This is a genomic window from Thioclava sp. IC9 (assembly GCF_002213225.1).
GTDB lineage: Bacteria > Pseudomonadota > Alphaproteobacteria > Rhodobacterales > Rhodobacteraceae > Thioclava > Thioclava nitratireducens.
Genome location: NZ_NBNX01000005.1, coordinates 65564 through 90225, shown reverse-complemented (window position 1 = coordinate 90225; position 24662 = coordinate 65564). Strand labels below are relative to the sequence as shown.

The following is a 24662-nucleotide window of genomic DNA, read 5'->3' as shown; positions in this document are numbered from 1 at the left end:
GTAGAACAATCCTTGAACATGTGCCTTGACCGGGGAACGGAGGGTCGCGGATGCTGACGCGCAAGCAGCTGGAATTGCTGGAATTCATTCAAAAACGGATGATGAAGGACGGTGTTCCGCCCTCTTTCGACGAGATGAAGGACGCGCTGGACCTGCGCTCCAAGTCCGGTATCCACCGGCTGATCACCGCATTGGAAGAACGCGGCTTCATCCGCCGTCTCGCTCACCGGGCCCGCGCGATCGAGATCGTGAAACTGCCCGAGGCTCTCGAGAAGAAATTCGGCGCGCCAGCGACCGAGGATACAGGAAGCTTTGCCCCCAGAGTGATCGAGGGGGACAAGGCCGATCCGCCGCGCGGCGCGATGCCGGTTGACGTGATCCACGCGCTGGAACTGCCGGTGATGGGCCGGATCGCCGCCGGTGTCCCGATAGAGGCGATTTCGGAGGTTTCGCATCACGTCGCCGTTCCGGGCTCGATGCTGAGCGGACGCGGAGAGCATTACGCGCTCGAGGTCAAAGGCGACTCGATGATCGAGGCCGGGATCAACGATGGCGACGTCGTGGTGATCCGAGAACAGGGCACGGCGGATAACGGCGATATCGTGGTCGCCTTGGTCGAAGGCCATGAGGCCACGCTGAAGCGTTTCTACCGTCGCAGCGGAATGATCGCGCTGGAGGCCGCCAACCCGGCCTATGAGACGCGGCTCCTGCGCGACGATCAGGTGAAGGTGCAGGGTCGCCTCGTCGGGCTGATCCGCAGCTACTGACATCCATTGAGTTTCTGGAAAAGGGCGTCCTGCGGGGCGCTCTTTTTCATTTGCTGCGCCGGTGGCAGAGGGCGAAGCCTCCGGCGGGCATATTTGCGAAGAGCGAAGGTCAGGGGCGCGTCCAGAGACGGCGACCCTTGACTTGCGCGGTCGTCGTGATTTCCCCGGCTGCACTGATCGCGACCGCGCCGGTTCCGCGCTGGCGCTGCGCGTCCCACAGATCGCAAGGGCCTATGGCGCTGTCGAATTTGGCGGAAGTTACGACAATTCCGCCTTTGGCGCAGACCGCAGGCAGCGCGTCTTGCACGGCTTTTCCCGTGAAATGGGCAAGCTGCGCCCCGCGAAACCGCGCAATCCGCGCGCCGCGCGGCCCGGAGAATGCAGGCCGCGCGGCCGCCACCTCCAGCGTCGCCGCGTCGCCATCCGCCGCAAGCCAGCGGTCCGAGATGAACCCCGCGCCGGGTTTCGACAGAGCCCGGCCTAGCGGCGTCATCACCCCGACCTGCCGGCCCTCGGGTGCGATCAGAAGTGCAGGTCGCTCGTCGTCGGCGCGCAGCCAAAACACGCAAGCCGTCGCAATGAGGCCGATGCTCGCTGTCCGTCCCGCGCCGCGGGTCAGGATCAGCCCCAAGGCTCCAAGCGCGATCAGCGGCAGCACATAAGGCCCCGGTTGAACGATGGCGAGAACGGAGCCATCGAGGTCGCTGACCCATCGCGCGACGCGCAAGATCCACGCCGTACCCTGCCCCACCGCCCAAAGCGCGGGGCCGCTCAGACCGAAGGGGGCCAGCAGCGCCGCGAGGACCCCCATCGGCATGATCACCAGCCCCATTGCGGGCACCGCGAACAGGTTCGCCAGAACCCCGTATTCCGACAGCCGGTGGAACTGCGCGGCCACGATCGGCGCCGTAGCAGCGCCAGCGATGAGCGAGGTCGCGACCAGCATCAGCGCGGGCCGCAGAAGCCGCGGCAGGTAGCGCGCGGCGCGGGTCCACGGCCCGAGCATCACGATCAGCGCGGTCGTCGCCGCGAAGGACATCTGGAAGCCGGGCGCGGTCAGGCTCTCTGGTTGCCAGATCAGCAAGAGCGTGGCGGCGAGCGCGACGGTGCGCAGGCTCAGCGCACGACGGTCGGCGAGCACGGCGAGGAGCATGATCGACACCATGATCCAGGCCCGCTGGGTCGACACTGCGGGTCCCGCGAGCCAGAGGTAGGCGCTGGCCGCGATCAGCGCCGCAATGGCGGCCAATTTCTTCGTGGGCCAGATCAGCGCGGGTCGGCCTGCCAGCGCCAGCCCGTAGCGCACGAGTCCAAAGACGAAACCCCCGAGGATTCCCATATGCAGCCCCGAGATCGCGATCAGATGCGCGAGGCCGGAGCGGCGCATAACCTCGCGCGAGACCTCGCTCAGACCCGAGCGGTCGCCGGTCATCAGCGCCGCCGCGACCGCGCCGGGCTGGCCCGCGATCCGCGCCTGAATCGCCGTCGAGAGCCGCATCCGCGCGCGATGCGCCGCCATCGCCCAATCAGCGGGATCGGGCGGCGCGACCCGCATCACCGGCGCGCGGGTATAGCCGATCGCGCCGAGGCGATCGAACCAGGCGGTGCGGCGAAAATCGTAATCCCGGGGCGCGGCTGGCGGCGGCGGGGGCAAGAGATTCGCCGTGAGCATGACCTGCGCGCCGGGCTCCGGGGTGAACTCGCTCTGATCGCCATGCAGCGTGACCCGGACCCGCGCGGGCGTATTTCCGGGGGGGACCCGGTCGATCCGCACCTGATCCAGCGTCAGCCGGATCAGGTCCGAGCGCGCGCGGTCGATCTTCACGATCCGCCCGGCGACGGGGCCGTAATAGCGGTATTGCAGCACCGGCGCTGCGACGAGATGGGCGCGTAGCCCCGCCAGCAGCAGGCCCAGAGCCGCGAGGGCAATGAGTGCCGCCGGCAACCGAAACCATACCGCGTCACGCAGCCAAAGCGTCAGAGAGATCGCGCAGATCGCGAGCGCGGTCAGGTAGATAAGCCAGCCCGGCTCCACCTTGAGCGTGAAATACGCACCGACCCCGCCCCCGAGCGCCACCGGCATCCACAGGAAAAGCTGCGCCCGCGCCCGCGCCAAGGCACCAAGCGGATCGGAGAGGCCAGCGAAAAGCGCCGCGATCAGACGAGAGCTGCGGCCCGCGCCCTTTGCGCCCTCCGGCAGCGCCCAGTCGCCCGGTTCCGCATTGATCGCCATGCTTGTCCTCGGCCCCGTCCCTGCTTATGCATCGAGCCGAGAAAGCCTATGCGCTTGATGGTTTCCGAAAGGTAAAGGCGGGCCGGTGAGAGCCCGCGAAGAAAGGCTCCGACATGTCCGACCAGATTGTCACCCGTTTCGCCCCCTCGCCCACCGGCTATCTGCATATCGGCGGTGCGCGCACGGCGCTGTTCAACTGGCTCTATGCGCGCGGGCGCGGCGGTAAATTCCTGCTGCGTATCGAGGATACCGACCGTGAACGCTCGACCCCGGAGGCGACGGCGGCGATCCTGCAGGGGCTCGAATGGCTGGGGCTCGACTATGACGGCGAGGTGGTGAGCCAAGCCGCGGGCGCGGCCCGCCATGCCGAGGTCGCCCATCAGATGCTGGAGAAAGGCCACGCCTACAAATGTTTCTCCACGCAGGAAGAGATCGCGGCCTTCCGCGAGGACCCGGCGAACAAGGGCCAGATGTTCCCCTCGCCGTGGCGCGACGCCGATCCCGCGACTCATCCGGACGCGCCCTACGTGATCCGGCTGAAAGCCCCTCGCGAGGGCACGACCGTGATCCAGGACGCGGTGCAGGGCGAAGTGACGATCCGCAACGATCAGCTCGATGACATGATTTGTTTACGTTCGGATGGCACACCGACCTACATGCTGGCCGTTGTCGTCGATGACCATGATATGGGCGTGACCCATGTGATCCGCGGGGACGACCATCTCGTCAATGCCGCGCGGCAGATGCTGGTCTATCGCGCGTTGGATTGGGACGTGCCGACCTTCGCGCATATCCCGCTGATTCACGGCCCCGACGGCAAGAAGCTGTCGAAGCGCCACGGCGCGGTGGGCCTCGAGCAGTATCAGGCGATGGGCTACCCGGCGACGGGCATGCGCAACTACCTCGCGCGGCTCGGCTGGAGCCATGGCGACGACGAATTCTTCACCGACGAACAGGCGAAGGAATGGTTCGACATCACCGGCATCAACAAGGCGCCGGCGCGGCTCGATTTCAAGAAGCTCGAGAATATCTGCGGCCAGCATATCGCGGTCACCGACGAGGCCGAATTGCTGCGCGAAATCGAAGGTTATCTCGCAGCTGCAGAAAAACCGTCGCTGGATGACGCACAGAAATCTGCGCTTATGCGCACGCTTCCCGTGGTAAAGGGATCAGCGAAACTTCTGCCGCAACTCCTTGAAAAGGCTCACTTCTCTCTGACGCAGCGCCCGATCGAGATCGAAGAGAAAGCGGCCAAGGCACTGGATGATGTATCCCGTGGTATACTGAGTGAATTGACCTTTGCGCTGCAACGCGCTAATTGGTCGCGGGAAGACCTGGAAGCCGCTGTCGGACAGGTTGCCGAAGCGCATGGGCTTGGCCTTGGGAAGGTCGCAGCTCCGATGCGGGCGGCCTTGGCGGGACGTGCGGCAACCCCCAGCGTATTCGATATGATGCTCGTTTTGGGCCGGGAGGAGACTCTGGCTCGACTCGACGATCAGGCGGCCTGAGGCCTGGCCGCCCTCTCCGGACGACTGTCCGGACGCGATAGACCGGCGCGGCCCAGCCGGAGGATGAAAGGGAATTTACATGGCAGACAACTCGAAGACCGCCACGCTCTCGCTTGACGGACAAACCTATGAGCTTCCCGTGCTCTCGCCCTCGGCTGGTCCCGACGTGCTCGATATCCGCAAGCTCTATGGCCAAGCCGACGTCTTCACCTACGATCCGGGCTTCACCTCGACCGCAGCCTGCGAATCCAAGATCACCTTCATCGACGGTGCCAAGGGTGAGCTGCTGTATCGTGGCTATCCGATCGACCAACTCGCGTCGAAGTCGCATTACCTCGAAGTGTGCTACCTGCTGCTCTACGGGGAACTGCCGACCAAGGCGCAGATGGAAGATTTCGAGTTCCGCGTGACGCGTCACACGATGATCCACGAGCAGATGAAGCAGTTCTTCCAGGGCTTCCGCCGTGACAGCCACCCGATGGCGACCATGGTCGGCGTCGTGGGCGCGCTGTCGGCCTTCTATCACGACAGCCTCGACATCTCGGACCCGTGGCAACGCGAAGTCGCCTCGATCCGCCTGATTGCGAAACTGCCGACGATCGCCGCGATGGCCTACAAGTATTCGATCGGTCAGCCCTTCGTCTATCCGAAGAACGAGCTGAGCTACGCCGAGAACTTCCTGCACATGTGCTTCTCGGTCCCGGCCGAAGACTACAAGATCGAGCCTGCGCTGGCCCGTGCGATGGACCGGATTTTCACGCTCCATGCCGATCACGAGCAGAACGCCTCGACCTCGACCGTGCGTCTGGCGGGCTCCTCGGGCGCGAACCCGTTCGCCTGTATCGCGGCCGGCATCGCCTGCCTCTGGGGCCCCGCCCACGGCGGCGCCAACCAAGCCTGCCTCGAGATGCTGCGCGAAATCGGAACCGTCGACCAGATCCCGGAATACATCAAGCGCGCCAAGGACAAGGACGATCCCTTCCGCCTGATGGGCTTCGGTCACCGCGTCTACAAGAACTTCGACCCGCGCGCGAAGGTCATGAAGGAATCGGCAGACGAGGTGCTCGACCTGCTCGGCATCCACGACAACGAGACGCTTCAGGTCGCCAAGGAACTGGAGAAGATCGCTCTGGAGGACGAATATTTCGTCTCCAAGAAGCTCTATCCGAACGTCGACTTCTACTCGGGCATCATCCTCGAGGCGATGGGCTTCCCGACCTCGATGTTCACCCCGATCTTCGCGCTGTCGCGCACCGTCGGCTGGATCTCGCAGTGGAAAGAGATGATCGAGGATCCGACCGGCAAGATCGGTCGCCCGCGTCAGCTCTATACCGGCGCGACCTACCGCGATTACGTCGATCTCGAGAAGCGCTGAGCATAGACCAGATCATTGCGGGCCGGAGGGGAAACCTTCCGGCCCGTTTTCCATTCTGCTACCCCGGTGACAGGGGACGGCGCCCCGCTTGGCTGCGCCGGCCTCCCCCGGGATAATTACGAAAGAGCGAAGACATAGCTGACCGTCTGACATACCGCCCGCATCATTTCCTCTGCTCGCTCGGGTTCGTGGGGAAGGGATATTCGGATGCCTTCACTGCGAACATGACCGATATCGTCGGGGGGCGACTGCGGCGTGTGGAAGGCGCGGCGGTGGAGATCGAAGTGGTGGGCGCGGCCGATGACATCTGCGGTCCCTGCCCGTCGCGGCGCGGGTCCGGTTGCACCGGGCAGGCGAAGATCGACCGGCTGGATGCAGCCCATGCGAAGGCATTGGGAATTGCGCCGGGCGATGTGCTCAGCTGGGGCGAGGCGCTGGAGCGGATGGCCGCCCTGCCCGCCGATGTCCACCAGACGATCTGCGCCGAGTGCCAATGGCTGAGCGAGGGCATGTGCGAAGCCGCTCTCGCTCGGCTTCAGGGCAAAGCGTAACGCCATTCCCAGCCGGGGGACAGCGCTTCGATTTCGAGGCAGGGTTCCGCCGCGTCTGCGCGGCGCCGACCAGTTGCCCGCGACGGCGAGTGGCGCAGCCGCCATTGCGCAGCATTGCTAAGCGGGCCGACTCGCCCGCGCGCAAATTCGCAAATCATCGGGAGAGGCTCGGATCGTGCATCTGACGCTTGCGCGAAGGCGGGCGTGGTGGCAAGAAACGCGCCATGAGCACGGATCAGACCCAAGACCCTTCGCAGGGCAAGAAACTGGCGCTAGTCACCGGCGCTTCGCGTGGCCTCGGCGGGGCGATTGCAGAGGCCTTGGCCGAAAACGGCTGGCATATCATGGCCGTCGCGCGGACCACCGGCGCGCTGGAAGAACTCGACGACCGGATTCAGGCGAAGGGCGGCACCGCTTCGCTCGGCCCGCTGGACGTGACCGACCCCGATCAGATGGCGCATCTCGCGCAGTCGATCGGCGCGCGCTGGGGCGGGCTCGATCTCTGGGTGCATACCGCGATCCATGCCGCGCCGCTCTCGCCGACGGGGCATATCGACGCCAAGGAACTGGCCAATTCGGTCAAGGTGAACGTGACCGCGACCGCGCAGCTGATCGGGCTGATCGAGCCGCTGCTGCTCGCCCGCCAAGGCACCGCGCTGGCCTTCGACGATCCGCGTGCGGGCCAGAAATTCTTCGGCATCTACGGGGCGACGAAAGCGGCACAGATGGCGATGCTGCGCTCGTGGCAGGCGGAGACCGTCAAGATCGGGCCGCGCGTGGTCATCGCCGAGCCTGCGCCGATGGCGACCGCCTTGCGCGGGCGGTTCTTCCCCGGCGAGGATCGCGACGCTCTCGCCGATCGCCATGCCGAAGCACGGCGTATCCTCGACACGCTCTGACGCCCCGGCCAAACGCCGCGGACCGCTTGGCCTGCGGCGCTTTGGCGACACATCCAGGCTGTTGCCTGCCCCCGCTTTACCCTTCATCCACTGCAAGGTAAGCATCGGGTGACGCGACGGGGAACTGGGGGCAACATGCGTATTCTCATCACCAATGACGACGGCATCGACGCGCCGGGTCTGGCCGTTCTTCTCGAGATCGCCGAAGAACTCGCAGGTCCCGATGGCGAGGTCTGGACGGTCGCGCCCGCCTTCGAGCAATCGGGCGTGGGCCATTGCATCTCCTACACCCGGCCGATGATGATCTCGAAGCTGGCCGAGCGCCGTTTCGCAGCCGAAGGCAGCCCCGCCGACTGCGTGATGGCCGGGCTTTACGACGTGCTGGAAGGGCAGCGGCCCGATCTGGTGCTCTCGGGCGTGAACCGGGGCAACAACTCCGCCGACAACGCGCTCTATTCCGGCACGTTGGGCGGCGCGATGGAGGCGGCGCTGCAAGGGGTGCCCGCGATTGCCCTGTCTCAATTCATCGGCCCCGAGGTCTTCAATGCCCCCGACATGTTCGAGGCGGCGCGGGTGCATGGCGCGGGGCTCGTGCGCAAGCTCCTCGATCAGGGCATCTGGGACGATGGCGATTACCGGGTGTTCTACAATGTCAATTTCCCGCCGGTGCTGGCAGCCGACGTCAAGGGCCACAAGGTCGCCGCCCAAGGCTTCCGCAAGGATTGCTTCTTCTCGACCGAGGCGCACCACGCGCCCTCGGGGCGGCGCTTCCTGTGGATCAAGGGTGGCCCGCAGCATACGCCGACGCAGCCGGGCACCGATGCCGCCGTCAACCTCGACGGCTATATCTCGGTCACGCCGATGCGCGCCGATCTGACGGCGCATGACGTGATCGCCGATCTGGAGGCCCGTCTGGGATGAGCGAGGATGCGGAAGAGGATCTGGCCGAGCGCAAGATGCGGTTCCTCTTCGCACTGCGCTCCAAGGGCGTGACCGACGCGCGCACGCTGCACGCGATGGAGGGGATCGACCGCGGCCAGTTTGTGCGCGGTATCTTCGCCGATCGTGCCTATGAGGACATGCCCCTGCCGATCGCCTGCGGACAGACCATCTCGCAACCTTCGATCGTGGGGCTGATGACCCAGGCCGCGGATGTCGGCTCGCGCGATACCGTGCTCGAGATCGGCACCGGATCGGGCTATCAGGCAGCCATCCTGAGTCAGCTCGCCCGACGGGTCTACACGGTGGATCGCCACAAGCGCCTCGTGCGCGAGGCCGAGGGCGTCTTCACGGCGCTGCGGCTCACCAATATCGTTGCGATTTCCGGCGACGGCTCGCATGGGCTGCCCGATCAGGCGCCCTTTGATCGAATCATCGTGACTGCCGCCGCGGAAGACCCTCCCGGGCCGCTCTTGGCCCAGCTGAAGATCGGGGGTATCATGGTTCTGCCCGTGGGCCAGTCGGACACGGTGCAAAGCCTGATCCGGGTGCGCCGGCTCGAGACAGGCTTCGATTACGAAGAATTGCGTCCGGTGCGCTTCGTCCCCCTTGTAGAGGGCGTGGCAAACGACTGAGTGGCAGGCAAGAACGGACCCCGTAGAGGTCTGAGAGACAGTGAGGACGAGCGGATGGCAACGAAGAATTCCCGGCTGCGGCTGATCCTGGCAGGTGGAGTCGCGCTGACGGCGCTGGCCGCCTGTAACCCGAACGGGTTCGATCTGGACATGCGCGGCTACGGCAATGGCGGGCTCGACACGAGCGCGGCTGCCCGGCAGGCCGTACAGGATCGCCCGCGCCCGAATGCGCAGGGCATCATCACCTACCCGAATTATCAGGTCGTCGTGGCGCGCCGCGGCGATACGGTCAACTCCGTCGCACAACGCATCGGCACCGATCCCGGCGCGCTGGCCCGCTACAACGCGGTCGCGCCCGACGCGGTGCTGAACGCGGGCGAAGTGCTGGCCCTGCCCAACAAGGTCGCGACGACAGCCGGCACCGCGGCGCCGGGCAATTCCAGTGCACTGACCTCGGAGACGATCGACATCACCTCGCTCGCGTCGAACGCGATCGACAAGGCGCAGGCGAACCAGCCCGCGAAGGCGACCCCGGCTTCGGCCCCGGTCTCCACAACCAGCCCCGAGCCGATCCGCCACAAGGTCGCGCGTGGCGAGACCGCCTACTCCATCGCGCGCTACTATTCGGTGCCGGTGAAGGCACTGGCCGAATGGAACGGGCTACCCAACGATCTGCGCGTGCGTGAAGGTCAGATGCTGATCATCCCGGTCGCCTCCGGCCGCCAACCTCCGAAGGTCGAGACCGCTACGGCCACGACGGCGCCCGGCACCGGCTCGCCGACCCCGGTGCCGCCCTCCGCGGCAGAGCCCCTGCCCGACAAGACGCCGCCGAAAGCCTCCGAGCCGGTCAAGACGCAGACCCCGGACATGAGCACCGATCGCACCAAGGCGTCGGACACGTCGAAGATGATGATGCCGGTTCCCGGCTCGATCATCCGCCCCTACAAGAAGGGCAAGAACGACGGTGTCGATATCTCCGCGTCGGCCGGAACTGCGGTCAAAGCCGCCGAGAGCGGCACCGTGCTGCTGATCAGCCAGGACACCGACGATGTCGCCTTCCTCGCGATCAAGCATCCCGACAATCTGGTGACGGTCTATTACAACGTGACCGGCATCACGGTGAAGAAAGGCGCGAGCGTCAAGCGCGGCCAGACCATCGCGAAGGTCGCGTCCGGCGATCAGGGCTATCTGCATTTCGAGGTCCGCAAGGGCATCGATTCCGTCGATCCGATGCCGTACCTCAACTGATCTTGCGCGGCGGGCCGGAGATATTCCGGTCCGCCCGCGCCCCTGCCCGCCTAGCCCGCAACAGGCGCGAGCAGCAGACAGCTCTCGCTGTTGAGCACCCCCGGAATTTCCCGAATATCGCGCAAGGCCCGGTCGAACTCGCCCAGAGTCTCGGCCCGGATTTCCGCCACCAGATCCCAGTTTCCATTGGTCGCGAAAACCGTCGTGACCTCCGGAATCCGGTGCAGCGCCCGGATCACAGCGCGCGACATCTTGCCCTGTAACTCGACCAGCGTGATCGCACGCACCTGCCCCTCGACATCGGTCTCGGTCTCGATGGTAAAGCGCCGGATTTGCCCCGACGCCACCAGCGCCTCCAGCCGGGCGCGTGCTGTGGTGCGCGACACCCCCACCTGCAGCGCAAGATCAGTCACCGAGAGCCGCGCGTCCGCCCGCAATGCGGTCAGGATCGCGCGGTCCGTATCGTCGAGCTGCATCGCCCCTCCGTTTTGATCAATCAATTAGCCAGGCTGATCAAATTTAGTTCCGATTTGCGCAAATTGACAAGCGAAACCTCTGCGCCATTTCGTCAGACTGAGTCCAACAAGGGAGATCACGATGACACGCACAGTATCGATTCTGGGCGCGCCTATTCAAACTGGCGCTTCGCAACCCGGCTGCGTCATGGGACCGGCCAGCCTGCGCATCGCCGGGCTGGGCGATATCCTGACCGAGCTGGGCTGGGAGGTGAACGATCTGGGCGACCTGTCGATCCCGGCGCAAGACCCGGTGCCGCACAAGAACCCCGCGATCCACGATCTGGCCGAGACCCGCGCCTGGATCGAGGCGTTGTCGGACGCAGCCTTCGATGCCGCCCAGAAGCACGACCGCCCGATCTTCATCGGTGGCGACCACGCGCTGGCTGCCGGCACGCTGAGCGGGCTGGCACGTCATGCGAAAACCCAGGATCGCCCGCTTTTCGTTCTGTGGCTCGATGCCCACCCGGACCTGCACACGCTGGAAACCACGACCAGCGGCAACCTGCATGGCACGCCCGTGGCCTACGTCACGGGACAGCCGGATTTCGAGGCATTCCCGCCGCTGGAAGCCAGCATCGATCCCAAGAACTTCTGCATGATGGGCATCCGCTCTGTCGATCCGGCAGAGCGCGAGCGCATCAAGCAGATCGGCTTGGAAGTCCATGACATGCGCGCCATCGACGAGACCGGCGTGCTGGCTCCGCTGCGCGCCTTCCTTGACCGCGTGCGCGAAGCCAACGGCCTTCTGCATGTCAGCTTCGACGTCGATTTCCTAGACCCCGGGATCGCGCCCGCCGTGGGCACGACCGTGCCGGGCGGCGCCACGTTCCGCGAGGCGCATCTGATCATGGAAGAGGTCGGCGACAGCGACCTCGTCACTTCGCTCGACATTGTCGAGCTTAACCCCTTCCTCGACGAACGCGGCCGCACGGCGAAACTGCTGTGCGACCTCGCGGCCAGCCTCTTCGGCCGCCGCGTTCTTGACCGCATGACACGGAGTTTTTGATGGACAAGTCCCCGCTCGCCCCCTCCGAACTGGCCTTCGTGCCCTTCGTTTCCGTCGCCAACATGATGAAGCTGGTGAACGAGATCGGCCCCGAACAGGTGATGCGCGACCTCGCCGCCTATATCGAAGAGGATTTCCGCCGCTGGCCGGATTTCGACAAGACGCCGCGCGTCGCGAGCCATTCTGCGGAGGGCGTGATCGAGTTGATGCCGACCGCGGATAGCGAAAATTACGGTTTCAAATACGTCAACGGGCACCCCAAGAACGGCCGCACCGGGCACCAGACCGTGACGGCGTTTGGCGTGCTGTCCTCGGTCGCTACGGGCTATCCGCTGCTGATGACCGAGATGACGATACTGACCGCGCTGCGCACCGCCGCCACCTCGGCGCTGGTGGGCAAATACCTCGCCCCGAAAGGCGCGACGGTGATGGGCATGATCGGCAATGGCGCGCAATGCGAGTTTCAGGCGCTGGCCTTCCGCGCTATCTGCGGCATCGACACATTGCGGCTTTACGACATCGACCCGAGCGCGACCGAAAAAGCCGCGAAGAACCTGATCGCGCAGGGGTTCAACGTCACCAAATGCCGCTCCGGCGAGGAAGCGGTCGAAGGCGCGCAGGTCATCACCACCTGCACCGCCGACAAGCAATATGCGACGATCCTGACCGACAACATGGTCGGCTCGGGCATCCACATCAACGCGATCGGCGGCGACTGCCCCGGCAAGACCGAACTGCATCGCGACATCCTCACCCGCTCGGAGATCTTTGTCGAATACCCGCCGCAGACCCGCATCGAGGGCGAGATTCAGGCGCTCGACGAGGATCACCCGGTGACCGAGTTGTGGAAGGTCATGCGCGGGGAGGCCGAGGGCCGCCGCGACGCGAAACAGATCACGCTGTTCGATAGCGTGGGCTTCGCGATCGAGGATTTCAGCGCGCTGCGCTACATCCATGACCGCGTGAAGGGTGGCGATTATGCGCAGATGCTCGATCTTATGGCAGACCCCGACGATCCGCGCGATTTGTTCGGGATGCTGACGCGGGCGGGCTGAGCCCGCTTGCGCTTGACGCGCGCGCGTGGCACCGAAAGCGAAACGCCCCTTTCAGACGAGAGCGCGACATGACCGACAAGACCCATCCCTATGCGGGCGACGGCAGACACACCGACAGCTACTACGCGGCTTCGGCCAACCCGGCCCCGCTCCGTCCGGAACTGGAAGGCGCGGTGGAGGCCGATATCTGCGTCGTGGGCGCGGGCTTTTCGGGCCTCTCGACCGCGCTGCATCTGGCCGAAAAGGGCTATAGCGTCACCGTCGTGGAAGGCGCACGCATCGGCTGGGGCGCTTCGGGCCGCAATGGCGGTCAGGTCGTCAACGGGCTGAACGCGAGCCTGGACGTGATCGAGAGCCGCTACGGACAGGACACCGCGAATTTCGTCGCCGGTCTGGTGATGGAAGGCGGCGACATCATCCGCGAGCGCGTCGCGACCTACGACATCCAATGCGACCTGAAGCCCGGCAACGTCTTCGCGGGGCTCACCGGCAAGCATATGCAGGAGCTGGAAGCGCGCTGGAAACTCTGGCGCAGCTACGGCATCGAAAGCCAGGAGATGCTGAGCCGCGAGCAGATGCGCGAGCACGCGGCTTCCGACCTCTATGCGGGCGGCATGATCGACCACAAGGGCGGCCATCTGCATCCGCTGAACCTCGCGCTTGGCGAGGCGGCGGCGGTCGAGAAACTGGGCGGCACGATCTACGAGATGTCCCCCGTCAATTTCGTCGACACCGAAGCCACGCGCCCGGTGATCAGGACCGCGAAGGGGCAGATCACCGCGAAGACGCTGGTTCTGTGCGGCAACGCCTATCTCGGCCATGTCGTGCCCACGCTGGAGCGCCGTGTGATGCCCGTCTCGACGCAGGTGATGGCGACCGAGCCGCTGGGCGAGGCGAAGGCACGCGAATTGATGCCGTCAGATGTCTGCATCGAGGACGTTCGCTACATCCTCGACTATTACCGCATGTCCGCCGACAACCGCCTGCTGTTTGGCGGCGGCACGGTCTATGGCGGGGCAGACCCGAAAGACATCAAGGCGAAGCTCTGGAAGAACCTCGAGAAAGTCTTCCCGCAGCTCAAAGGCACCAAGATCGACTACGCGTGGTCGGGCAATTTCGCGCTCTCGTTCAGCCGCGTGCCGCAGATGGGACGGATCGGGCAGAACACCTATTTCGCGCATGGCTACTCGGGGCATGGCGTGACCGGCTCGCATACTTTCGGGCGCATCCTGTCGGAGGCGATCAACGGCGATCTGAGCCGGTTCGATACGTTCGCGAAACTGCCGTGGATTCCGTTTCCCGGCGGGCGCACTTTCCGCGTGCCCTACTCCGTCGCGGGGTCGTGGTGGTATGCTCTGCGCGATCGGCTGGGGGTGTAAGCCCCCTACCCGCGCCTTGGACGATGCGGAGAGACGCGCTTACAGCGCGATCCCGCGCCGTCCGGCCAGATCGGTGAAATACTGCCATGCCACGCGGCCCGAACGCGCCCCGCGCGTGGCCTGCCATTCGATGGCTTCGGCGCGCAACTCCTCGTCGGAGATCTCTACGCCATAGCTGTCGCAATAGCCGCGGATCATCGTGAGATACTCGTCTTGGCTGCAGGGATGGAAGCCCAGCCACAGCCCGAACCGATCGGACAGCGAGACTTTCTCCTCCACCGCCTCGGAGGGGCTGATCGCAGTCGAACGCTCGTTCTCGATCATGTCGCGCGGCATCAGGTGACGCCGGTTCGACGTGGCATAGAGGATCACGTTCGCGGGCCGCCCCTCGATCCCGCCATCCAGCACCGCCTTGAGCGATTTGTAATGCTGGTCGTCATGACTGAACGACAGGTCGTCGCAGAACAGGATGAAGCGCATCTCCGGCGCGTCGCGCAGATGCGCGAGCAGACGCCCGACGGACGGCAGATCCTCGCGCGCAAGCTCCACCAGTTTGAGCGGCAGCCCCTCGGCCACTGCCGCCGCATGGGCCGCCTTCACGAGCGAGGATTTCCCCATCCCGCGCGCGCCCCAGAGAAGCGCATTATTCGCCGCCGCACCGCGCGCAAACTGCAGCGTGTTGGCCAGCAGCGTATCGCGCGAGCGGTCGATGCCGTGCAGCAGGCTCAGGTCGACGCGGTTCACCTGAGGCACGGGCTCCAGCCGATCCGGCGCGGTGTGCCAGATGAAGGCGTTGGCCGAGGCGAAATCCGGCGCGGGCTGTGGCGCGGGCGAGAGCCGCTCCAGTGCCGTGGCGATCCGGGTCAGCGTCGCGTCATTCATCCCTTGGTATCCTCGTCGTCTTCGTCTTCATCCCATTCGTCGGGATCGATCCAGGTGCCTTCGGCGCGCATTCGAGCTTCACGGGTCTTCTCGATCCGCTTCACGAGTTGGATGGATATCTCGTAGAGACCGTAGACCACCGAGAACAGGATGACCTGGGAAATTACGTCCGGAGGCGTCGCGATCGCGGCCACGACAAGGATCGCGACCACGGCGTATTTGCGCATATTCGCGAGGCCTTGCGAGGAGACCAGACCCGCCTTGCCCATCAGCGACAGCAGGACGGGCAGCTGGAAGCAGATCCCGAAGGCCATGACGAACTTGATCGTCAGGTTGAGATATTCCTGCACCGAGCCCTGGAAGCCGATGGCGGCCATCTCGTTCGCGCCGGACGTCGCGCCGATCTCGCCCTGCTGGAAGCCGAGGAAGAAGTTAAAGGCCAGCGGCAGGATGATGTAATAAGCGAACGCCGCGCCAAGGAAGAACATCACCGGCGAGGCGATCAGGAACGGCAGAAACGCGTTCTTCTCGTTGCGGTAAAGGCCCGGCGCCACGAAACGCCACATCTGGTAGGCGATGATCGGGAATGCCAGGGCGAAACCGCCGAGGAAGGAAATATTGATCGCGACGAAGAAACCTTCCTGCAGCTTGATCAGATAGAGGCCGCATTGCTCGCCGCGCGATTCCAGCGCCGAGCAGACCGGCCGGGTCAGGAAGTTGAAGATCGGGTTCCAGACCGTGTAGCAGACCACCATCGCCGCGATGAAGGCCCCCAGCGAATAGAGGATGCGCGTGCGCAGTTCCGCGAGGTGTTCGATCAGCGGGGCGGCGCTGTCCTCGATTTCGTCATGGTCGCTCATGCGTCACCCTTCTTCGCGGCGGGTTTCTTCGCCGCCGTCTTCTTGGCCGCCGGTTTGGCACCGGTTTTCGCGGCAGGTTTACTGCTCGACTTGGTCGCCGGCTTGGCGCTGGATTTCGCTGCGGTCGAAGCGCCCGTCTTCGCGCCAGTCTTGGCTGCGGTCTTTGACGCGGCTTTTTTCGCAGCGGGCTTGGCCGCCGGCTTGCTTGCCGTCTTGGAAGTCTCGGGTTTGGCCGTCTCGGCCGGGGTCGCCTCGGGTTGGGCAGCCTCGGGCTTGGGCGGCTCCGCCTCGGGATCGGGCTTGAGCGAGGTCCGCTCGGACCGGCCCGGCTCCCATTTCTCGAAAGCGTCGGTCGCCTTTTCCAGCGCGTCGAGCCCGAGCGACTTCTTCGAGGCCAGCGATTTCAGGTCGCGCACGGAGCCCGCGGCCTCGTCGAGCCCGGTATCCTTCGCCGCATCTTCCATCGCCCGCGAGAATTCGCGCGCCATCGACTTGGCCTTCGCGGTGATGCGGCCAAGCTGGTGGAACATCTTGGGCAGATCCTTCGGCCCCACGACGATCAGCGCCACGACGCCGATCAGCAGAAGCTCGCTCCAACCGATGTCTAACATGAGTGCTCAGGCCTCCGGCCAAATGAGGACGCAAAGGCAAACGGGCATCAGCCCGCAACCCCTAAAAGCGATCAGGCTCAGGCCTTGTCTTTTTCTTTCTGAACTTCGTCAGCCGGGGTCACGTCGCGTGCCTCGTCGACGGAGCCGTCTTCGATTTCCTTCGTGCCGTCGCTCACGCCTTTCTTGAAGGCGGTGATGCCTTTGCCGACTTCACCCATGAGCGAGGAAATCTTGCCGCGGCCGAAAAGAACCAGAACCACGACGGCGATCAGAAGCAGACCGGGAAGGCCGATATTGTTGAGCATTGTTGTCTCTCCTCTGGTCACGGGCCCGCCGCCCGCGCCTTATGTCGATCCCGAGTTTTAGGATCATGCGGGCCTCAATCCTAGACCGATTCCGCCCAAACGGCGCTGTGAGGCGCAGATTACTGACAGTTCATTGTCAGTTGCCCCGCCCCGCGCTACCCTTAGCTTGACCTCACGGGAGAGACCCATGACCCGCGACGAGCGGCTGCAACAGATCATCGCCATCCTGCGCGACGGCAAGATGCACCGTGCCAGCGATCTGGCTGAGCGGCTGGGAGTCTCGGTCCGCACGATCTGGCGCGACATGGCGGAAATCTCGGCCTATGGCGTGCCGGTCGAGGGCGAACGCGGCGTCGGTTATATCCTGCGCCGGGCGGTTGGCTTGCCGCCTCTTGTGCTGACCCGCGAGGAGTTGGCCGCGCTCGATCATCTGCTCGATCTCGCCGAGGCGATGGAGGATCCGCGCCTTGCCGGAGGCGCCGCGAGCCTGGCCGCTAAGATCCGCGCAGCCCTGCCCTCCGCGCCGCTCGAGCCGTCTGCCGAAGACGCCGGGGAAGGGCTGGCGGGCGGTCGGGGATGAGGCTAGGCTCGACGGCGAAACTTGGAAGGGATGCCCCTGCGTGATCGGTGCCGAATACATCACTGCTTTCGTGACACTTTTCGTCATCATCGATCCGATCGGGCTGGCCCCGGTCTTCATCGCACTGACCTTGGGCGAAAGCCATCGCGCGCGACTGCGCATCGCCCTGCGTGCTCTCATCATAGCCGCCGTGCTGCTGACCTTGTTCGGCATTTTCGGCGACAAGATCCTCGCCGGGATCGGCATCTCCATGCCCGCATTCCGCATCGCGGGCGGGGTGCTGCTGTTCCTCACCGCGCTCGACATGCTGTTCGAACGCCGCACCAAACGCCGCGAGGCGCAGGGCGAGGAGCACGAGGCCGACCCCGAAACAGACCCTTCCGTATTCCCTCTGGCGACGCCCCTTCTCGCCGGGCCCGGCGCGATGGCGACGATGATCCTGCTGGCCGGCCGCGAGGGCGGCGACTGGCTGCATGTCGTGGTCATCATCGCGATGATGCTGCTGGTGCTTTGCTGCGTCTTCGTGATGTTCCTGCTCGCCACGCCGATCGAGCGCGCGCTAGGGCGCACCGGCACGATGGTCGTCACCCGGCTTCTGGGGATGCTGTTGGCGGCGCTGGCGATCCAGTTCATCCTCGACGGGCTGCATGGCGCGGGGCTGATGGGCGGGAGCCCGGTAAGCTGAGGCAATCCGCCCTCTGGGAAAGCCGCGCAGGCGATCCTATCTGAATTAGGTTGGTAGGGGTAACGAGGATCATGGTCGAGACGATCATCAGCGAGAATTGGGGACGGCTCGTCTATCTGGGCCTCCTGCTCGTCGCCGTGGGCGGGTATTTCCTGCTGGAAATCCGTCGCCGTCCGGGGCGCACGCTGCAACAGGCCGCGATCTGGGGGCTGATCTTTCTGGGCACGCTCGCCGCCGTGGGGCTTTGGACCGACATCCAGCGACAGGTCTCGATCCCCGATCAGGCCGTGATGCGTGATGGGCGGATCGAAGTGCCGCAAGCGCCCGACGGGCATTACTACCTCACCGCCGAGGTCAACGGCACGCCGATCCGCTTCGTCGTCGATACCGGCGCGAGCCAGATCGTCCTGACCCAGCGCGCCGCCGAGCGCGCGGGCATCAAGACCGCCGATCTCGCCTATATCGGGCAGGCGCGCACAGCCAACGGCATCGTCGCGACTGCGCCGGTGCGGCTGGAGCGCTTCGATTTGGGCCCGATCCACGACAGCAACCTGCGCGCCGTGGTCAATCGCGGATCGATGGACACATCACTGCTGGGGATGACCTACCTCACCCGCTTCGCGAAGGTGGAATTCGCGCGGGGCACGCTGATCCTCGAACGCTAAGCGGACCCGGCCCTCAATCGCCGTGATCGTGCCTTTTTTGCGCCTCAATCTTTGTCGAGGGTCCCAAGGTGGCCGCCGTTCAGGCTCGGCCCTCCAGGCTTCGTTACGAGGAAAACGCCCATGGTTGCCTTCGACACCTTCGCGCTTGCGATCATCACCGTCGCCGTCATCCGCGAAGCCTATCTCCGTCTGCGCCCGATGATGCGCTCTGCCGAAGCAGAGCGCGGCTAAGCTAGCCTTTCACCAGAACCGCAAGATCGGCCACATTCGTGCCGGTCGCTCCCGTCATCAGCAGCGCATCCGCCGCCTGCAGGACGTGATAGCTGTCATTGCGGGCGAGCGCCGCATCGCAGTCGACGCCAGCCGCCCGCGCCGCCGCGCAGGTCCCCAGCCCCACCAGACCGCCCGCCGCATCCGTCGGCCCATCGCGGCCATCGGTACCGCCCGACAGGAAGCGCCAATCACCCTCGAGACCCGCCGCCTCCGCGGCACAAGCCACCCGCAGCGCGAGTTCCTGATTGCGACCGCCCAGCCCGTCGCCCTTGATCGTCACGGTGGTCTCGCCCCCCAAGACGAGCGCCCCTGAGGGCATATCGCGCAGCAGGGCCACGATCTGCGGCGCAAGGTCGGCCACGTCCCCGTCGAGCGCGAAGGGCGCGGCCTCGGCTCCGGCCGACACCATCGCCGCGACCGACAGCCCGTTCGCCCCGATCAGACGGTTGCGCGCCGCAGGCAGAGCTGGCTCCGCGCCGGAGGCTTCCAGATGCGCTCGCACAGGCGCGGGCAAAGCGTCCCAGATCCCGAGATCACGGCACAGCTGCGCTGCCTCGGCCCGCGTGCCGATCGGCTCGACAGTGGGCCCCGAGGCGATGACGCGCAGATCATCGCCCGGCACATCTGAAAGGATCAGCCCCGTCACGGGGGCCGCGCAGGCCAACAGCCAGCCGCCGCCCTTGAGCTGCGACAGCTGCTGGCGGATCAGGTTCATCTGCGTGATATCGGCCCCGCAACCGAGGAGAAGTCGGCTGACCTCGGCTTTGTCCGACAGGCTCAGCCCCTCTGCTGGTGCGACCGCGAGCGCGGAGCCGCCACCGGAAATCAGCGCAAGAACGCGATCCTCTGGGCCACAGGCTTGCAGGCACTGCAGGATCGCGCGCCCTGCCCGTTCACTGCCCTCCCCCGGCACAGGGTGATCGCCCGCGATCAGCGTGACACCCGCACGAGGCGCGGCCGCTTCGGCATTCTCGGGATTGGTCACGACGAGCGCTTGCGCATCTTCGGGCAAAGCCTCCAGCGCCGCAGCACTCATCGCCAGCGCCGCCTTGCCGAGCGCGACCACCTGCCAGCGCCCGCCCGGCCCCGGCGGGTTGTCCATCGCCCATCCCATCGCGCGGGACACACCCGCCGCCGGATCGGCCGCCTTCACTCCGATATCGAACAGCTCGCGTGCGCGTGCATCCAGATCCATGCCCTCTCCCTTCGCTTTTGCCCAACTATGCCCGGGGGGCGCCGGGGTGCAAGTGCGCCAGGCGAAGGCAGTCCTGGCCGTGGCGCAGAAACGAAAAGACGCCCGCGGGGAGCGCGGGCGTCGAAACACGATCAGGCGGAAGGGCCCTGTCGGTTTAAGTGAGCGGGAGCCGAGGCCCCCGCCCGGGGAGGGTCTTAGCCACCTTGGCTTTCGATATAGGCGAGCACCGCCTTGACGTCTTCGGGGTCCTTCAGGCCGGCGAAGGACATCCGGTTCTTCGGAATGTAGCCCTTCGGGTCGGCGAGATATTCCTCGACCGTCTGTTCGGTCCAGATCAGACCGTCTTCACCGTGCTGCTTCATCGCGCTCGAGTATTTGAACCCATCAGCCGTCCCGGCCTGACGACCGATCAGGTTGTTGAGCACCGGGCCGACGCGGTTCTTCGCATCTTCGCCGACTTGGTGGCAGGCCTTGCACTTCTTGAAAACCTTCTCGCCAGCCTCGACCAGGGCCGGATCGGCAGAGAGCGTCTCCTTCGGCTCGGAGGTGGTTTTCTCCACCTGCGCCGCCGCCGGAGCGTCCTGCGCCATCGCCTCGGCCGCGTCGCTCTGGGTAGCGTCGCCTGCGACGACGACGTCGGCCGGAGCGCTATCGTCCGCAGCCGCCGTATCTTCGCCGCCGCCCTGGTTGGGCGTCACGTCGAGCACGGTGGCTTTCTTGGTGATGTGCACGTCGGTCTTACAGTCGCTCATGCAAGCGGCTTCCGAAAACTTCGGCACTTCGACCTCGTCGCGGTTATCCACGATGAACCCGTCCGCGTTCGGCATCTCCACGTCGAGGAAGTTATCCTTCGTGAGGACGAAATCGTCTTCCACGAGGTAGTTCGAGTAGAGAATATAGGCGACGATGGCATAGGTCTCGTCGACGGTCAGCGTCTGCGCGTTGCCGAACGGCATCGAGCGGTGCGCATAGTCCCAGACGGTGGACAGGTAGGGCCAGTAGGAACCGACGGTTTTCACCGGATGCTTGTTGGCCAGCGTCCCTTCGCCCCCGGCCAGTTTCGGCCAGTTGTCGACGCCCTCGGCGAAGTCGCCATGGCAGACCGCGCAGTTGTCGGCGAAGATCTTTTCACCGTCGGCGACCGAACCCGAGCCTTCGGGAAGGTTCTTGCCATCGGGGAAGACCTCGACGGTCCAGGCGTTGATTTCCTCGGGCAGCGCTTCGCGTCCCAGACCGAATTTCTCGGCCAGGGCGGGCGTCGCGACGAGCGGAGCGGCCAGAAGCGTGGCCAGCAGCAGATTACGACGACACTTCGACATTCTCGGACTCCCCGTTTTCCTTGACCCACCAGGTCTGGATACCGTTGTTGTGATAGACCGAATTCTCCCCGCGGATCGCGCGCAGCGCGTCCTTGGTCGGCTGAACGTAGCCGGTGGAATCGGTAGCGCGGGACTGCAGGAGCATTTCCGAACCGTCCCAGTCGATCTCGAGATAGAAGCGCGAGACCGCCTTGTCGGCGCCCGGCTCGGCCAGACGGGCCTCTTGCCAGTTCGCGCCGCCGTCGAGCGAAACGTCGACCTTGGTGATGTGACCGCGACCCGACCAGGCCATGCCTGTGATGACCAGCGGACCCTTGCCGTGCTTGATCGGCATCTGCGGGCTGGGCGAGGTGACGACCGATTTGGCGTCCATGACCCAGGTCCACTTGCGCGACGTTCCGTCGGCGAGCGTGTCGGTGTATTTCGAGGTTTCTTCGCGCGACTGCACGGCCTCGTCGGTGACTTCGAGACGACGCAGCCACTTCACCCACATGTTGCCTTCGAAACCCGGAACCACGAGGCGCACCGGATAACCGTGCTCCTTGCGCAGCGCCTCGCCATTGGCCTTGATGGCTACGAGACAGTCGTCGAGCGCTTTCTCCAGCGGGATCGAGCGGCCGTTCGAGGACGCGTCGGCGCCTTCGGCATAGACCCACTTGTCCTTGATCTGGTCGCCGAGATTGGTGATCCCCGCTTCTTCGAGCAGCGTCCGCAGCGGGATGCCCGAATATTGCATGTTGTGGATCATGCCCTGGGTGAACTGCGCGCCGTTGAGCTGCGCACCGGCCCATTCCATGCCCGAGTTCGCGGCGCATTCGAGGAAGTAGGTGCGGTTCACACGCGGGAAACGCTCCAGATCCTCGTAGGTGAAGACCAGCGGCTTGTCGACGAGGCCGTTGATCATCAGGCGGTAGTCTTCCTTCTTCAGTTCGATCGCGCCCGAATGGTGACGCTCGAAGGCGCAGCCGGTGGGCGTGATCGTGCCGTCGAGGGCGTGGATCGGCGTAAAGTTGATCGACGAGATCACGTCCGCGGTCAGCCAGCCGACATTGCGGCGGATGACGTCATCTTCGAATTCGATCGGCAGGCCGTAGGGGGTGGCATCGACGCCGTCGCCCCAGCCCGAAGCCCAAGGCTGAACTTCGGTGATCAACGGATCGGGTTGCTGTTCTGCGCGCGCGGCACCAGCCCCTGCGGCCATCGCACCGACCGCAGCCCCTGCGCGGAGGAATCCGCGGCGGCTGAGGGCGGCATTGGTGGCCGGGTTGTCCTGGCGTTCCTTGTCGTCCATGTGTTTTCCTCCAGTCTCTAACCCCCTGCGGGGCGTAATCATCGACGGGCGGGACCGGCTCAGATGCCGGTCACGACCACCGAGTCATTCGGTTTCAAGTCAACGGTTTTGATCTTGCGCAGGTGATCGGCGATCACGTCCCAGATCTGCGGCCCTTCGGTACCTTCGTTGACCGAGGCCCAGCCCGTCACGACATAGTTGCGTGCCGGGTCGATATCGGAGCCGTCCTTCAGCAGCGTCATGTTGGAAATCCGCTCGCCGATCGGCTTCGAAACGTCGATGTGGTAGCCCATGCCACCCACTCGAACCATGTCTCCACCCTGCTGGTAGTAGGGGTCGGAGTTGAAGATGTTGTCGGCCACGTCCTCGAGGATGGTCTTGATCATCTCGCCCGACATTTCGGAGCGATAGTTCTCGCCATAAGTCATCGAAGTGGCGTTGAGCACGTCTTCCATGGTGATTTTCTGACCGGGGATCAGCGACGGTCCCCAGCGCACGCCCGGGCTCATCGCGATCTCGGCGTCACGCTCTTCGAGCATCGCCTCGCAGATCAGGTCGTCCCAGGTGCCGTTGAAGTTGCCGCGGCGATAGAGCAGCGAGTTGGTCTCGCCCACGACTTCCTCGAGTTCGGCCTTGTAGGGCTCGCGATGGCCCATGATGACGTCGGTCATCTCCTTGTCGGGCTCGATCACGTCGGAGAAGATCGGGATCAGCTTGTGGCGGAAGCCCATCATCTTGCCGTCGCGCACGTCGAGATCGACGCGGGAGACGAATTTGCCGTTCGAGCCCGAGGCGATCAGGATCGTCTCGCCTACGAGGATCGGCTCCGGAACGGCGTCATGGGTGTGACCGGTGAGGATCACGTCGATGCCCTTCACGCGGCTCGCCATCTTGTGGTCCACGTCGAAGCCGTTATGCGACAGGCAGACGACCAGATCGACGCCCTTCGCACGAACCTCGTCGACCATCGCCTGCATACGCTCTTCGCGGATGCCGAAGGAGTAGTCGGGGAACATCCAGCCGGGGTTCGCGATCGGCATGTAGGGGAAGGCCTGACCGATGACCGCGATCTGCGTGCCGTTGCGCTCGAAGATCTTGTAGGGTTCGTAAGCGGGTTCGTCCCATTCGGCGTCGAAGATATTCGCACCGAGGAAGGGGAAGGGAAGGCCGTCGACGATCTCGTTCACCCGGTCCTGGCCATAGGTCCATTCCCAGTGCGAGGTCATCGCCTCGACGCCGAGCTTGTTCATGATGTCGACCATGTTCTGGCCCTTGGTCTTCAGCGCGACCATCGAACCGTGCCAGGTGTCGCCGCCATCGAGGATCAGCGCGTCGGGGCGTTCGGCCTTGATCGCCTTCACGACGGTCGCCACACGGTCCATCCCACCCATCTTGCCGTAGCTCTTGGCGAGATCGGTGAAGTTCTCGTAGGTCAGCGCGTAGGCATCGGGGGTATTCGGCTCGATGTTGAACATCTTGAGGAAATCCGCGCCGGTGACGTGCGGCGGACGTCCCTTCGCCTCACCCACGCCGAGGTTGATTTCCGGCTCGCGGAAATAGATCGGCATCGCTTGCGCGTGGATGTCGGTGATGTGGATCAGCGTGACATTGCCCAGCGGCTCGAACTGCAGGAGCTGGTCTTGGGTAATCGACTGCTGCGCCATGGCGCGCGACCAGCGCGACAGGCCCGAAGCACCGAGGATGGTCGAGGCGGCCAAGCTCGCCTGAAGAAATTCCCGCCGGGATATCATGCGATGTGTCTCCTTCTTCTCACCGGGCCAGTGCGCCCGGCGGTCGTTTCATTCGGGTAAATAGACAAACGAATTCAGACAGATATGAAATTTTGAATATGTTGAAACGAAACGCGCGGGACAGGGAGGCCC

24 protein-coding genes are annotated in these 24662 nt (G+C 64.9%); 14 read left to right on the top strand and 10 right to left on the bottom strand.

Going from position 1 to position 24662, the window contains the following annotated elements; genetic code table 11:
- Positions 1–50 precede the first annotated feature (50 nt).
- Positions 51–767: a transcriptional repressor LexA gene (lexA, locus tag B6V76_RS14070; protein ID WP_088727740.1), complete on the top strand. Its 717-nt coding sequence runs from the start codon at positions 51–53 to the stop codon at positions 765–767.
- 109 nt (positions 768–876) lie between these two features.
- Here the strand turns inward: lexA and B6V76_RS14065 are convergent, their stop codons facing one another.
- Positions 877–3000, bottom strand: coding sequence for a ComEC/Rec2 family competence protein (locus B6V76_RS14065; protein ID WP_088727739.1), 2124 nt, complete (start codon positions 2998–3000; stop codon positions 877–879).
- Between the two features lie 113 nt (positions 3001–3113).
- Between B6V76_RS14065 and gltX the strand changes: the two genes are divergently transcribed.
- The 7 genes from gltX (at position 3114) to B6V76_RS14030 (ending at position 10155) form a co-directional block, all read left to right on the top strand.
- The gene (gltX, locus tag B6V76_RS14060) at positions 3114–4508 is read left to right on the top strand and encodes a glutamate--tRNA ligase (RefSeq protein ID WP_088727738.1); all 1395 of its coding nucleotides are present in this window, start codon (positions 3114–3116) and stop codon (positions 4506–4508) included.
- A gap of 79 nt (positions 4509–4587) precedes the next feature.
- Positions 4588–5883, top strand: coding sequence for a citrate synthase (gltA, locus tag B6V76_RS14055; RefSeq protein WP_075775661.1), 1296 nt, complete (start codon positions 4588–4590; stop codon positions 5881–5883).
- Positions 5884–6071: 188 nt separating this feature from the next.
- Complete coding sequence (locus B6V76_RS14050) at positions 6072–6434, top strand: DUF1284 domain-containing protein (RefSeq protein WP_276206139.1); 363 nt, start codon at positions 6072–6074, stop codon at positions 6432–6434.
- 224 nt (positions 6435–6658) lie between these two features.
- Complete coding sequence (locus B6V76_RS14045; RefSeq protein ID WP_088727736.1) at positions 6659–7333, top strand: SDR family oxidoreductase; 675 nt, start codon at positions 6659–6661, stop codon at positions 7331–7333.
- A gap of 135 nt (positions 7334–7468) precedes the next feature.
- Complete coding sequence (surE, locus tag B6V76_RS14040; RefSeq protein ID WP_088720174.1) at positions 7469–8254, top strand: 5'/3'-nucleotidase SurE; 786 nt, start codon at positions 7469–7471, stop codon at positions 8252–8254.
- Positions 8251–8907, top strand: a complete 657-nt coding sequence (locus B6V76_RS14035; protein ID WP_075775665.1) for a protein-L-isoaspartate(D-aspartate) O-methyltransferase — start codon at positions 8251–8253, stop codon at positions 8905–8907. Before surE ends, B6V76_RS14035 begins: the two co-directional genes overlap by 4 nt.
- Positions 8908–8961: 54 nt before the next feature.
- The gene (locus B6V76_RS14030; RefSeq protein ID WP_075775666.1) at positions 8962–10155 is read left to right on the top strand and encodes a LysM peptidoglycan-binding domain-containing M23 family metallopeptidase; all 1194 of its coding nucleotides are present in this window, start codon (positions 8962–8964) and stop codon (positions 10153–10155) included.
- A 50-nt stretch (positions 10156–10205) separates the two neighbouring features.
- Here the strand turns inward: B6V76_RS14030 and B6V76_RS14025 are convergent, their stop codons facing one another.
- Entirely contained in the window at positions 10206–10631 is a 426-nt protein-coding gene (locus B6V76_RS14025) for an Lrp/AsnC family transcriptional regulator (protein WP_075775667.1), read from the bottom strand.
- 121 nt (positions 10632–10752) lie between these two features.
- Here B6V76_RS14025 and rocF point away from each other — a divergent pair, with 121 nt between their 5' ends.
- The 3 genes from rocF (at position 10753) to B6V76_RS14010 (ending at position 14113) form a co-directional block, all read left to right on the top strand.
- The gene (rocF, locus tag B6V76_RS14020; protein ID WP_088727735.1) at positions 10753–11679 is read left to right on the top strand and encodes an arginase; all 927 of its coding nucleotides are present in this window, start codon (positions 10753–10755) and stop codon (positions 11677–11679) included.
- Entirely contained in the window at positions 11679–12734 is a 1056-nt protein-coding gene (locus tag B6V76_RS14015) for an ornithine cyclodeaminase (RefSeq protein WP_088722554.1), read from the top strand. The genes rocF and B6V76_RS14015 overlap by 1 nt, the downstream gene beginning before the upstream one ends.
- Before the next feature lie 68 nt (positions 12735–12802).
- A complete protein-coding gene (locus B6V76_RS14010) occupies positions 12803–14113 on the top strand; it encodes an FAD-binding oxidoreductase (RefSeq protein ID WP_088727734.1) in 1311 nt (436 codons plus the stop codon).
- Positions 14114–14152: 39 nt separating this feature from the next.
- Here the strand turns inward: B6V76_RS14010 and B6V76_RS14005 are convergent, their stop codons facing one another.
- The 4 genes from B6V76_RS14005 to B6V76_RS13990 all read right to left on the bottom strand — a co-directional run bounded on the left by B6V76_RS14005 (position 14153) and on the right by B6V76_RS13990 (position 16771).
- On the bottom strand, positions 14153–14995 hold the full coding sequence (locus tag B6V76_RS14005) for an ATP-binding protein (protein ID WP_088727733.1): 843 nt from the start codon (positions 14993–14995) through the stop codon (positions 14153–14155).
- Positions 14992–15855, bottom strand: a complete 864-nt coding sequence (tatC, locus tag B6V76_RS14000) for a twin-arginine translocase subunit TatC (protein ID WP_075775672.1) — start codon at positions 15853–15855, stop codon at positions 14992–14994. The genes B6V76_RS14005 and tatC overlap by 4 nt, the downstream gene beginning before the upstream one ends.
- Positions 15852–16466: a Sec-independent protein translocase protein TatB gene (tatB, locus tag B6V76_RS13995; protein WP_088727732.1), complete on the bottom strand. Its 615-nt coding sequence runs from the start codon at positions 16464–16466 to the stop codon at positions 15852–15854. Before tatB ends, tatC begins: the two co-directional genes overlap by 4 nt.
- Before the next feature lie 77 nt (positions 16467–16543).
- Positions 16544–16771, bottom strand: coding sequence for a twin-arginine translocase TatA/TatE family subunit (locus tag B6V76_RS13990; RefSeq protein WP_075775674.1), 228 nt, complete (start codon positions 16769–16771; stop codon positions 16544–16546).
- A 187-nt stretch (positions 16772–16958) separates the two neighbouring features.
- On the opposite strand from B6V76_RS13990, the gene B6V76_RS13985 reads away from it, so the two are divergent.
- The 3 genes from B6V76_RS13985 to B6V76_RS13975 all read left to right on the top strand — a co-directional run bounded on the left by B6V76_RS13985 (position 16959) and on the right by B6V76_RS13975 (position 18701).
- Positions 16959–17351, top strand: a complete 393-nt coding sequence (locus tag B6V76_RS13985; RefSeq protein WP_088727731.1) for an HTH domain-containing protein — start codon at positions 16959–16961, stop codon at positions 17349–17351.
- A 40-nt stretch (positions 17352–17391) separates the two neighbouring features.
- Positions 17392–18036, top strand: a complete 645-nt coding sequence (locus B6V76_RS13980; RefSeq protein ID WP_075775676.1) for a MarC family protein — start codon at positions 17392–17394, stop codon at positions 18034–18036.
- Between the two features lie 71 nt (positions 18037–18107).
- Positions 18108–18701, top strand: coding sequence for a TIGR02281 family clan AA aspartic protease (locus tag B6V76_RS13975; RefSeq protein WP_088722550.1), 594 nt, complete (start codon positions 18108–18110; stop codon positions 18699–18701).
- Between the two features lie 232 nt (positions 18702–18933).
- Here B6V76_RS13975 and B6V76_RS13970 read toward each other — a convergent pair whose 3' ends face one another.
- The 4 genes from B6V76_RS13970 to soxB form a co-directional block, all read right to left on the bottom strand.
- The gene (locus B6V76_RS13970) at positions 18934–20169 is read right to left on the bottom strand and encodes a DUF4147 domain-containing protein (protein ID WP_088727730.1); all 1236 of its coding nucleotides are present in this window, start codon (positions 20167–20169) and stop codon (positions 18934–18936) included.
- 194 nt (positions 20170–20363) lie between these two features.
- A complete protein-coding gene (locus B6V76_RS13965) occupies positions 20364–21488 on the bottom strand; it encodes a c-type cytochrome (protein WP_088727729.1) in 1125 nt (374 codons plus the stop codon).
- Positions 21469–22779: a sulfite dehydrogenase gene (soxC, locus tag B6V76_RS13960; RefSeq protein ID WP_088727728.1), complete on the bottom strand. Its 1311-nt coding sequence runs from the start codon at positions 22777–22779 to the stop codon at positions 21469–21471. Before soxC ends, B6V76_RS13965 begins: the two co-directional genes overlap by 20 nt.
- Positions 22780–22838: 59 nt before the next feature.
- Positions 22839–24530 carry a thiosulfohydrolase SoxB gene (gene soxB, locus B6V76_RS13955; RefSeq protein ID WP_088720165.1) on the bottom strand — a complete coding sequence of 564 codons (1692 nt, stop codon included), beginning with the start codon at positions 24528–24530 and terminating at the stop codon, positions 22839–22841.
- Positions 24531–24662 lie beyond the last annotated feature (132 nt).